12 protein-coding genes are annotated in these 11,452 nt (G+C 49.7%); 3 read left to right on the forward strand and 9 right to left on the reverse strand.

Features of this window, described 5'->3' with window-relative positions:
• Positions 1-25: 25 nt before the first annotated feature.
• From BMI79_RS17950 to parM, 3 genes are all read right to left on the reverse strand, one after another.
• Positions 26-1,264 (reverse strand): IS110 family RNA-guided transposase, encoded by a 1,239-nt coding sequence (locus tag BMI79_RS17950; RefSeq protein ID WP_076943459.1) that lies wholly within the window; start codon positions 1,262-1,264, stop codon positions 26-28.
• Positions 1,265-1,684: 420 nt separating this feature from the next.
• Positions 1,685-2,059, reverse strand: a complete 375-nt coding sequence (locus tag BMI79_RS17955) for a plasmid partitioning/stability family protein (RefSeq protein WP_076943460.1) — start codon at positions 2,057-2,059, stop codon at positions 1,685-1,687.
• Between the two features lie 2 nt (positions 2,060-2,061).
• Positions 2,062-3,021 carry a plasmid segregation protein ParM domain-containing protein gene (parM, locus tag BMI79_RS17960; RefSeq protein WP_076943461.1) on the reverse strand — a complete coding sequence of 320 codons (960 nt, stop codon included), beginning with the start codon at positions 3,019-3,021 and terminating at the stop codon, positions 2,062-2,064.
• A 269-nt stretch (positions 3,022-3,290) separates the two neighbouring features.
• On the opposite strand from parM, the gene BMI79_RS17965 reads away from it, so the two are divergent.
• Positions 3,291-3,527, forward strand: coding sequence for a DUF3742 family protein (locus tag BMI79_RS17965; protein ID WP_076943462.1), 237 nt, complete (start codon positions 3,291-3,293; stop codon positions 3,525-3,527).
• A gap of 32 nt (positions 3,528-3,559) precedes the next feature.
• On the opposite strand, the gene BMI79_RS17970 is transcribed toward BMI79_RS17965, so the two are convergent.
• The 5 genes from BMI79_RS17970 to BMI79_RS17990 are packed head-to-tail and all read right to left on the reverse strand — an operon-like array spanning position 3,560 to position 8,233.
• Positions 3,560-5,071, reverse strand: a complete 1,512-nt coding sequence (locus tag BMI79_RS17970) for a conjugal transfer protein TraG N-terminal domain-containing protein (RefSeq protein ID WP_076943463.1) — start codon at positions 5,069-5,071, stop codon at positions 3,560-3,562.
• Positions 5,071-5,439 (reverse strand): hypothetical protein, encoded by a 369-nt coding sequence (locus BMI79_RS17975; RefSeq protein ID WP_083704480.1) that lies wholly within the window; start codon positions 5,437-5,439, stop codon positions 5,071-5,073. Before BMI79_RS17975 ends, BMI79_RS17970 begins: the two co-directional genes overlap by 1 nt.
• A 2-nt stretch (positions 5,440-5,441) precedes the next feature.
• Positions 5,442-6,863, reverse strand: a complete 1,422-nt coding sequence (locus tag BMI79_RS17980) for an integrating conjugative element protein (protein WP_076943464.1) — start codon at positions 6,861-6,863, stop codon at positions 5,442-5,444.
• An 18-nt stretch (positions 6,864-6,881) separates the two neighbouring features.
• Positions 6,882-7,829 (reverse strand): TIGR03756 family integrating conjugative element protein, encoded by a 948-nt coding sequence (locus tag BMI79_RS17985; protein WP_076943465.1) that lies wholly within the window; start codon positions 7,827-7,829, stop codon positions 6,882-6,884.
• Positions 7,826-8,233: a TIGR03757 family integrating conjugative element protein gene (locus BMI79_RS17990; protein WP_076943466.1), complete on the reverse strand. Its 408-nt coding sequence runs from the start codon at positions 8,231-8,233 to the stop codon at positions 7,826-7,828. The genes BMI79_RS17985 and BMI79_RS17990 overlap by 4 nt, the downstream gene beginning before the upstream one ends.
• 306 nt (positions 8,234-8,539) lie before the next feature.
• Here BMI79_RS17990 and BMI79_RS17995 point away from each other — a divergent pair, with 306 nt between their 5' ends.
• Complete coding sequence (locus BMI79_RS17995) at positions 8,540-9,118, forward strand: hypothetical protein (protein ID WP_076943467.1); 579 nt, start codon at positions 8,540-8,542, stop codon at positions 9,116-9,118.
• 74 nt (positions 9,119-9,192) lie between these two features.
• Here the strand turns inward: BMI79_RS17995 and BMI79_RS18000 are convergent, their stop codons facing one another.
• The gene (locus tag BMI79_RS18000) at positions 9,193-9,429 is read right to left on the reverse strand and encodes a BTB/POZ domain-containing protein (protein ID WP_076943468.1); all 237 of its coding nucleotides are present in this window, start codon (positions 9,427-9,429) and stop codon (positions 9,193-9,195) included.
• Between the two features lie 465 nt (positions 9,430-9,894).
• Between BMI79_RS18000 and BMI79_RS18010 the strand changes: the two genes are divergently transcribed.
• Positions 9,895-11,298: a hypothetical protein gene (locus BMI79_RS18010; RefSeq protein ID WP_076943470.1), complete on the forward strand. Its 1,404-nt coding sequence runs from the start codon at positions 9,895-9,897 to the stop codon at positions 11,296-11,298.
• The last annotated feature ends 154 nt before the right edge of the window (positions 11,299-11,452 follow it).

Consider the following 11,452-nt stretch of genomic DNA (forward strand, 5'->3'; position numbering starts at 1 on the left):
CGCCCTGAGACATTCGACAAGCTTTTTATGGCTTCAGCAAAGGCGAATTTCGCGCCTCGAGTGCCAGTAAGTATTTTGCCTCGTCGTAGCAGGTTCTGGCCTTCCAGCAGCGGTAAATGATCCTTATCCATTTGAATGCCAGAGCCCGGATGGCAGATTGATGAGATTTTCCTTTTTCTCGCAGCCCCTGATAATACAGCTTGGCCCAGTATGATGAGTTAACTGTCTTCGCAGTCCATTCCACGAATGTCTGCCGGACGAACTTTGCACACTGCCAACGCCAATGTACCCAGGATTTCTGGCCACTTCGTTCTGTCACCGGTGCTATACCTGCGTAGTTTTGAATTTCTTCAGCGCTGTTAAACCGGTCACGGTTATCACCAAGTGCAGCAAGCATCCGTGGGCCCATACACGGCCCCATACCCGGAAGTGATTTGAACAACCCCGCGTCTGGCAATGTGTCAAACAGTGTTTCGATTCGTTCGTCATAGGTTTTGATGATTTCACTCACGACTTTAATTTGTGTCGCCAGTGCTGTTGCCATCAAAGCATTAGCCTCTATAACACTCGGGTCTGTCGTCAATGGGATCGCGTTATCAATACTCGCAACACGTTGCTCGGTAAGGGCCATTGCGCGGCCACCTTTGGCATTCAGAAAGTTGCGGATCGTGTCGCGCCTGGCTCGTTTCAATTGTTGCAGACTGGGCCACCGGATAATCAGCTCACACAATAGTAAGCTACCCCGATGTGAGAACCACTCCAGTGGCTGAGGATAATACTGCTTAAGCGTGTTGATGAGACGATTCACAAAACGGCGTTTGTCTTCGACCAGCAGTCGACGCTGTTCAACTAGCTGTTGAAGTAATCGAATATCCGCATTGTCGGGTTCAATGGCTTTGATCTTTTCGGGATAGCGTAGCATCAGCTCTAACGCTAACTCAGCATCCTGCGGATCATCCTTCGCACCACTTGGCCAAAAGGTCTGCCGATAGCGGGCCAGTGACAACGCGTGTACTGGAAAAACAGTGACAAATGGGTACTTCTGGAGAGCATACACTACCGGGCCCTTCTTCAGCTCGAGAGCTATAGCGATCCTGCCTTTTACCTTCTGGTGTAACTTGGTAAGCCAGATATCAAGCGCTTCCGGAGTATGTTCAACCACATGGAATATACGCTCACCGTTTTTAAACTGAACGCAGACATCGTGTTTTTTATGCGCCCAGTCCAGACCAACATGAGCAGCAAATTGATTAGTCGCAGTCATCACCAACTCCTTTTCACCGGGGATTGGTATGCATTCCACGCTCTTCGAAAGAAATATAGTCAGCAGTTTGTCTGCATGCCCTGAGTATTCGTTAGCGAACGTGGAGCACTTACTGGCTCGAAAGCAAAGCGGCAATCATCAAATCACATGATTCTGGCACAATATTCGTAACCAGTAAGCGCATACCCTGAATCACTTAAAAGTGTAACTCTCAGGGTTCGAATGACTATATCTGGCACTTAGCAGACCATCATACAGAGCAACCGCAAACCCAGCATATGCTAGAAAGGTGTCGGAGTTCTACACATACCCACCGCCAGAGTCTGTTCGCACGCTCACAGACCGCTCCCGTTTACCGGGGTGCTGGGTGGCCCCCGGCTGCACTAGCTTTTCTGACCGTGGATATGTGCATAACTCAATTTATTTTTTCAACATGGACAGGTTCGCAATAGCTTTTTTTTCTGTCAGGTTAGCTTCCGTTTTTATATTCTCTTCAGCTCTGGAAGGTACTGCCGGAATAACATAAGTAGCTGCCGTTTTGGATTGATTACCGGTCACCTGCTCTATCAGCTTGATCACATTTTCCGCTGTTACCTCCCCATTAAAAAAAACACTAATTAAACTAACCAACCGAGGATCAATAGACGATAATGCAGCCCCGCAAATAATAGACTGACGATAAAAATCACCACGAACTTGCGTAGGCAAGCTTTCAACATAGTGTTGCGTCAGTTTATCCTGCGGATATATTGATGGATGCAGGTACGCGATTATTTTCTTCCGTTTACTCTCCATAGTCAGGCCCTGACCATCGCCTTGACCAGAGCAAATTGCGGCTCTTCTATTTTGCTCACCTTATGCTGGGAAAAGTATTTCTTAATATACGGATAGATAATCTCAGCCCCGCCACCAGTCAGATAGATACGGTGCATGCCACTGAAGGATTCAATTTCATTTTTAACACTCTCTGCCAGGGACGAAGACTCCCTTTGTATTACTGCCTGGATGTTGCCTATTTGCTCTACGTCATTAATTAACGTACACAAATAGTCTTCATCAGCATGATTTTTGATGATCTCCCCTGCCACATAGTAGCTGCTTGGCGTAGACGCACTTATCAGAGCATTCATCACGGCACGAGTGATCCTGGATGTACCTATTTCAGCATTCCCTTTGATTTCGCTAATGCTGTCAAATCCGCCCTGAATAATGCCACAGTCCAGCGTTGTGCCCCCTAAATCAACAATCAAACTACGCTCCAGGGGCGTAACCCCATCGGCAATGAGGGAAGACAATGCGGCAGGTAATGATTCTGGCATCACGTTTACCTCTATGATTTTAAAAACTTCGCCTTTATTCAATGAAATATCGCGGAGAACATTCTTTTTCTTTGCGTCAATATTCACTTCGTTCGGCTGATTATCAGCATCGAAAAATTCGGTCACCGGCAGGGTAACCGTCAATATAATGTCCTGGGGTGGCAAACCGGATGTCAGCAGCGCATGGTGGATAGCCAGCAGGTTTGTGGTGCTGTATTGATAACTGACATGTGTGGTGCCAATGGCCGCGGTACTCCCCAGGTCATGCGAATACTTCTTCCCATCAACGGTGTAATTGAACACCCTTCCAGTCCCCAGAATAGCCGGACTCCAGCCATCCTTGAAACTGTTCCCCGACAGATGTGTCTTGATTTCGCCCTGTTCCAGCCAGGCAAGTTTTACGTAGGTCGAACCGTCATCACAAGATATGTTGAGCATACGCTGTCTCTGATTGAGTATGGAATTGACTCATATTGAGAAAAAATGAGTCCCCGAAAACACGCTTACCTTCCGACGGATCAATCATTGAGTCCATTCTTAACTCAAATTGAGAAATTTATAATTTCCCTACCGCATCATTCCCTGCCCTGACTCAAAATGCGTCATGAACTGTCTCACATTGCGTCACACTTTATGCAGCAAACCGGTTGTCCCGATAACGCATCTGCCGTAATGTAAGGGTGGAAAAATTCTGGAGGTTAAGGACCATGACCAACAAGACATCAAATCAACAGGATGATATTTGGGGGGTTATCGCTAAAGGATTAGTAGAAGCCATAAAGATGGTGTTTTCTGCCTTTATTTTTGTTTTCACATCAGGAAAAAGTAGCAACTCATCTGAAAATATTAAAGAAGAGAACGGAATAGGCGAACTACGTAATGGTCATAGCGGCTATGGATACTATGTAAATGGGATGAGAACAGACCAAGACGATGAGCGATAACATAATCCATTGTTACCACTCATCTTTTTTCACTATTTCTTACTCATTCCTTTAGTAGCTACTGTTTTAGCTGTTTCTAAAGCGATCTTCCCACCTTGTGCACCTGCGGCACGGCTCCCATCAGAAGCATTCATGAGTGATTGAGATATAACTCCCCCAACCTGCACACCACTCCAACTCACAGCCCCAAACCAGAATGCGGGCAGCACCACAAACATCGACCCCAGCACCAGATTCATGATCCAGCCCTCGGCACCAACATTGCTGAACCAGTTGTAATAACCGTTCGCGCCGGTGTAGACGATCTCGATCAGCCGGTCATCCATCCAACTCCCCAGTTCCCACCAAAACGTCACAAAAATCATCGCAAACAGGGCGAAGGTCAGCGTGACCACCACTTTGGGATCGTACGTACCGAACAACATCACCAGCGGGATGCAGATCACCATCGCCATCATCAGGACACCATGTACCATAGGTAGTGCCTGACGCAGCGCATCGAACGCCGGTAACTGGGTCGACTGTGCCGATAATGCCCCCAGGCCGCTGACCATCTGCTTGAAGGAACTGTCAAGATCGATACCCGTTCCCCGCTGGCTCCCTGCCATGTAGGTTTCATGCCCCCCGGACATCAGGGTATTTTGCGGGCTGACCAACCAGCGCAACAGGTTCTCCTCCCAGTTGGCCGGGTCCCTGGCTTTCATCCGGTTGACCACCTTGGGGTCATAAGCGGCCGACAGTCGACTCTTCAGGCCAGTCCCTGCCGAACTCCACCAGGTCTTGCAACTCGGATAGCCTCCACGCCCCACGTCGGGGTAGCCACTGTCCCGGCTCTCGTTGTAAGGCCACTGCGAACGGGGCGACGTCGACGTGTAGTAGTCATAATACCCGGCAGTATTCAGGAAATAGCGTGAGCCTATCCACCCCACCGCATTGATGGTGGCCGCTGTCAGTTGGCCATGGGTAGACTTCAGTTTGAAATACGCCTTGGAATAGCACTGGCTGGCAAACTCCTGCACCTCCTGGCGGAGGATCGGATCGATAAGTTGCGTATGCTGTACCTCAAAGCGCAGTTGCCGCAGCTCCTTGCCACAGGGAATGGACGCAATGGCGGCATGGGTCACCCCTTTTGACAGGTTGTGGACCAGATACCACCACATCGGCACCTTGGCCACCTGGCCGTTAAAGTCATTCAGCAACCCACCGTAGCCCGACTCATCGGGCTTGGGCACATTGGTACCGCATTGCCGGGAACGGGTCTGGTCAAACTTCATCACCGTCAGGTCCACGTCTTTAAACGGCATGGCGCAGAACAGCATCACCACGAACGCCACGTACAGCACCTGCTCGATACGGGGTAACGCCAGCGCCCCCTTGTTGCCCTCGTCATCCCCTTCAGTACGCACCTTCAGCCACACCCCGGCCACCTTCAGCGCCAGCGGCAAGGCAAACAATCCGGTGGTAGTAATGATGATCCACAGGGCGTTATTAATCAGCCAGCCCAGGAACACCAGGAAAAACTCCAGATAACTGTCCGTCGTCATCACATCCCCCAACGGTAACTGGTGAATTCAATCAGCAATGCCAGGCATACCATCATCACTTCAATGCGGTAGACCACGCCCCGCGAAGGAGCCTGACGCAACAACGTTGCCCGGACACGGTGAAACCACATGGCAACCACGGTGACGTACAGCGTCAGCCGCCAGAACAACAGCGGCACACGGGCCTGTTCCAGCCAGTCCGTCAATGCGGTCTCATTCCCGGCCAGATACACCCCCAGCGCCGTCGCACATCCCGCCAGTAGCAGCACCCCCACCATGCCGGCAATAAAACCGGCCGCTCTACGCCACCGGCGCGCCCCCCTTTTCTCGGGTTGGCCTTGGTCCTTCAATACTCTTGCGGTCGCCATAATTACTCCTCCGTGGAGTTGCTGAGCCCCTGGACAGCGCTGTCATTTTGTTGACTGTCCTGGCGCAGGCTGTTATCCACTTCCCGCGCTTCCTGGCGGGTGATCGCCACCAGAATGGAGTTGTTGCTGATGGCTTTGCGTATCTCCATCTCATTTTTCAGCGCCTGGATCTCACGATCCAGAAACTCCAGGCGGCGATCCGACTCAGCAACGATGGGTTCTTGTGCTGCCACGCTGGGCTCCGATTGCCCCACCATCAACATACGGCGCATCGCCAATGCGGTGGTGATGGTGTCGGCCATCGCCAGTTCCCCAGCCAGACGCTGCACCAACGCGCCATTGTCCGGGTCATCCTTCAACGCCTGGATCACACCACGGGTCACGGCCAGATCGCCGGTTTTCAACGTTGCCAGATTGGTGGCATTGGGAGCCAGATTACCGTTCACCAGCTTGATCAGCGTTTCCTGGTTCTCTTTGGTGGTTTTTTCCAGCATCGGAGAAAAACCCTCGCCCGGTGTAGAGGTGCCTGGCTCATTTTCCAGTCCACCGCTGTTGCACTCGCTACCGCTCACACAAGTGCGTAGCGCCCGATCCCCCAGAACTTTCGATACCGCCTCTGCGGCTTCAGCACTGGTTTTATATTTCTGACACAACGCCCCATTACAGGCGCTGGAACTCACCGCAGCATCACTGGTAGCAGGCTGTTTGTTGAGGATGTTGTAGCCTGCTTTGGCAATGTCATAGGTGGGTTTGATGGCCTTCTGCCCCGTCCCTCCACGCTGCTGGCCCCCCACCCATTTCACCCCTTCTTTACCCGTGGATTTCTTCAAGCTGTTATCTGCACGGATCGCATCAGACGTACTGGCAATCACGTTCTGAAACTCCTCGCCAATCGCCGTTTGCGTCAACTTGCCCGACAGGGTGTAATCGGCCAGTTTCTTCGACATCGTCTGACAGTTGAGCTGGGCTTTGTCGAACGCCACATTGGCCTGCAGTACCCCGTTGGTCAGCAGTTCGTACAGTCCCGGATTCGCCCGCTGGATTATCATCGCGGGCAGGCTGGCCACCGCGCCGGTGGCCCCATTAATCACGTCCCCCATCATGTTCTTGAAGCCGTCCGTCGCCCCGTTGAGCTGGTTCTTGACCGTGGTACTCAAATCGAAGTTGCCGCACATCAGGTCATTGTTCCAACGGACACCAAGTCCCATTTTCTCCATATTGTTTGAACTCGGCGGCTGGGATATCACCGTACCGCCACCGATGGAGTAGAACAGGTTATCGTTTACCGCCCCCTTCACTCCCTTGCCGTAACCGACGTTGGCCTCTTCGGCGCTGAGATTGAACGCCGCAAATGCCGGTGTTTGCCAAACCAGCAGGGCTGCACTCGCCAGCGCCCCTGCTTTCAACCATGTTGTCACTGTCATTAAATACTCTCCCTCAAGTTAGAAATCCGTGCTGTAAAGGAACGTCTGCCCGCGCTTCTGGCAGCAAGAATAGGGTTGCCAGAGTGCCCAGGCGTAAGCGCCATCCGTTGCTATCGGGTTGCTACTGTCTGGGAATACGGCACAGGAAGACGAGATGGCGGGGGCAAGACGCTGCCATTTGTGGTTTTTGGTGCCGGTGTTTTCGGTCACCGGCTCCGGGGGCCAGTAGCCATCGCGCTTGCTGGCCGTCATCGGGTGATAGACATGTACCTGGCCGGTGCGGGTGATAATGTCTGCCGTGCGTTGGGCCACCACGGCAGCGGTCTTGTAGTCATCGACCTGGGTGACAAACCCGCTGCGGGGGTAGACATTGCCCCACATATCCCCGGTCGAACCGACCTCCCTGAGCCCTGGGGTGACAGCCTCCGGGTAAACGCTTTCCGGGACACCGCTGCGCCAGGCCAGCGCATCCAGAGTACTGAGGAAATACGGCACAAATGCCGTGGCCGAACCAGAGCAGGTGTAGCCCATCGAGCCCAGGAAATTATTGAATACCTGGGCGGCCAACGCGGGATGGCCAATGGCATCGGCGTTCTTGTAACGCAGGTTGTCTTTACGCAACCCCCGCTTCTGTTCGTTATTCCCACCGCCCTCGGCAAGTCCCGGAATACCGGTACCGAGCATCGCCACGTCTGACCAGGGGTTATCACCGGTCTGGGCATAGCTGGAGACCACCGCATTGGGGATATAGTGTTTCACTTTGACGGAGGTGAGGATGCGGCACCCGCCCCAGCCGCAATTAAGCCAGTAGCAGATACCGGCAATCCGGTACTCCAGGCAGGAGGGGGAAAGCGCACTGGCGATGATTTGGGCCGAGTTGATTGCACTGGCCGTCAACGGTTGTGTCGCACAGCACAACAGCAGTACGCCGGCCAAACGGTGGCGACGCAAGGGAATAAGGTTCATTGTGCCCCCTTGTACTCGGCTCGTTTGGCTTCAGCCAGGGCAACATCGGCGGTGCCGTAAACCACCTCACGGTCGCCAAACACCACGGCAGGGTATTTTTTCAGTCCAAGACCATAGGCCTGGATAACGCCCTGGTAAGCTTGTGCAATACGCTGTTCTTTCTGTTGCCAGTCTGGCGACTGTAGAATTGCCTTGGCCTGTTGTTCAGCCTGACGCGGGTCAGCCGATAGCTCACCGAACACCTCGCGTTGAACCGTCTCCGGTGCATCCAGGTAAACCACCTGATGTCCGGCACCTAATCCAGTGGGGGGATGCTGGCTGTCGGTATACACCACGGTCGCCGCCTGTGCCGATAAGGCCACACATCCGATAACCAGCAGGAACACCCTGTTTCGTCTTTTCATCACATTCACTCCTGTGGGGCAAAACCGCAGGGTGACGTGCGTTGCTGACAAAAACAGCAAACAACTCTAAATGCATTGGGGGAAATTAGGGAGAGTAACCACTACGTACGTTATTGATGGCCTGTCGCGATAGTCATACTGGGAGAGCCCTCCCTGATGGTCTGCTAAGTGCCAAAAGCGGACCTAGGCATTGTGGAAGACTTCAGTTCATCATTCCTTTTGTTGACTCAAATTACTGGTCAAATTCTCATGTGTATGGTATGAGTAAAATCTCGGTGGGTGGAGCGTTATTGTACAAGGAAATGTATGGCGACTAGTTACATTAGTGAACATAGCGCTGAGTACTATTTAGTACCAGCACTAAAGCAGATTTTACAGGAACAATATAGCCATGTTGCTCCAGTGTTTCCGTGGGTATCTCGAGAACTGAGTAAGATCTCAAGGCATCTTCATAAATATGACCAGTTTCATGTGCTAGTAATGTTTCCGCGCAGGCCAAAAATTAATGATCCAGATGATGGTGAAATATATGTTACCATTAATTGGGAGCTAGTAGCTTTTAATAAAGTAGGGGAGGAAAAAGGAGTTCCTGTGATAGCTGGCTGCCCCAACGCTGTAGATATATGGGATTTAGCCAATTGTAAGAATTACGCATGGATGGATCTTGCAAAAATTAATCATCATGAATATTTAAATCCATTAAGCAAGCTGAAAAAAAATGGATACTTGCTAGAAAAAGAGGGCATTCTATCCCTTGTAAGGAATAGCGCTATTTTTAACTTGGAGTCTTTTGAGGATTTCTTTCAGGATGCAAAAGAAACTCAACCTTACAGGATGTATGGCAGTCAATATAAGCCTGTATACTTTCTGATTAAGACACACTAACACATAACAATGCTACCGCTTTCAGCGATTCATTAACTCAGCGTTAATGTCCGCAATTCACTCTGAGCTGAACTTCACAAGAACCAACGTCGTTTGGATTCTTGCCAGGAACCCTGCCAAAGGTCAAAATACTTTAGTTGTTCTAGTTTATGTAAAACAATATCTTCACCCACGAATGAAATACTTTGCTCAGGTATTGAAATACCAAATAGGCCTTCTGCAATCGGGAAAATTTCACATTCTGACGTGAGTGACCCTAAAGCTTTTTCAATCTTCTTACGATCTGCTTTTACAATTAACTGGAGTCCCATCAGCGTTTAAACTCCACAATAGCTACTAGTTCAAGCGCTCGGTTGACTTGGGCTAAGACTGCGTCAGGGATTGATTGTCCTCTGATGTCATAGACGACCCGGCAGGTTCGAATGTGCGGTGGAAGCCGGGATTGTCCGTAGGATATTCTGGCAAGATTATATTCAATACTGAATTGTATAGATTCTGCGGATGCCAAGCTGTGGTTGGCTACAAGGATAAACTCACCACGTTCTTCATTTATAAATTCCGGGGTAAACATCACACCTCCTTTTTTGCCTTCGCCTGCATCTACTTTCTCAATCGCTCACAATGAGTCGTGAAGCGCTATTAAATATGTGTCATGTGAACCAAGCTCCATGCTAATCGAGAAAATACACTGTAAATACTGTTACTGTAAACCAAAACCGTTATAATGAGATCTATCGGGCAAGGGATCTTGAAAATAAGTCGAAGGAGTATCAGCAATGCTAGGCAGTATCAGTTTAACTGGGTTTGATGTTTTTTTAGTATTAATGATGTTGTTACTGCCTATTTTTATGGGGTTTGTGACTCTATTTTTGTTGGTGAAATTCGCCAGTCATTCATGGTATAGATCCCTTTTCCTGTGGCTGGTTTTACCTCAAGCTCTAGCCATGTTAATTTTCTGGTGGGTGCTGGATTTTTACAACGTCTACCTATCCTTTAACATAATTTCCACTGCCACTGGAGCAATACTAGGAGGGGTGGTTATTAGCTATTTTTTCTTCAGAATAGGTACTTCTACCATTTCAGGGATATTATGTGGGCATATTATTTCCCTTGCATTGTTTTTTATCACTATTAATACCATTAGTCCAAATTTACATACAGAATTGCAGGCTGGACGAGATAGACACCAACTATTTAGTATAGGTCAGAGTAAGGGAAGCGAGAGTTTCAATCGGCGACTTGAGAATGTGACGTTTCGTCAGGAAATGTTGGTTGAAGCTGTTAATTCAAATATGCCTGAAGCGACGTTTCGGGAATTGTTGGCTAGAGGTGCTGATCCATTCCAGACATACGCCTTTAACGGTTCTATCTTTTCAACAGCAGTAAAGCATCATAATCTTAATGCGGTTCGTGTGTTTACCGAGAAACTGGACGGTGATAATAAACAGGAAAAAAGCAACCGAGACTTTCTGCGCGCGAATAATCCGTTAGATCAGCCGTTCTATTTTTCAATTACACCTACGGAAGAACAAAAAAAACAATATATGGACACCGCGAAAATTATCCTCGATAAGATGCCTGAACTACTGAATGATGAAGCTTACTACAGAATAATACCGGAAGCTAATGCAGAGCTTATTCAATTTTTATGGGGCTACCATCCTCCTGAAAAACCTGTTTACCGTATTCAGGCAGAAGCACTGCTGGGCATGGTGACGGTAGCGGATAAAATTGCCGCCACTCCAAGTATTCTTAAAGAAAAACCAGCCGCAGGTTCCGCTGATTCGCTATGGGAATTCTTAGTTAAGTATTCTCCCCGCGCTGTGATCCAGTCCATACTAGACAGAAATGTGGTGCAGTGGGCTGATTATCAAGATAAAGAAGGGAATAACCCGGTGCTGGAACAAGCTATCGATCGAGCAAGAAAATATATTGGTGACGATCCGCAAGTACTGACGCTCGTGATGCGCGACATACTAGCACACGGTGCTGCCTGGTCGCCGTCACAGCTTGCTCACGGATTTTATACCGAGGATAAGGGGTCGTATGTGGTCAGTTCATTGCATAGTGCGGGTATAACCTGTACACAGCTTCGGGAAGCGCTATCTAACTTTGTTGTTGGGAATACCTTTGATTATGGGGAGCAACGAATCAAGGAGGTCTGTCAGGTGGGAAAATAAACCCCTGTGGGGTGAGGTAGTTCCGCTTTTCGCTCATAGCAGACGGCAAGTTACATAGACCTGTCCGTTCCCTGACAGGAGCGGACATTTGATATTTGACCGCATTTTATTGTTCTGCGGGGTTTGTTGGTTGGCGAAATAACCCCGCATTTCG

It is taken from the genome of Serratia oryzae, assembly GCF_001976145.1.
GTDB classification, from domain to species: domain Bacteria; phylum Pseudomonadota; class Gammaproteobacteria; order Enterobacterales; family Enterobacteriaceae; genus Chania; species Chania oryzae.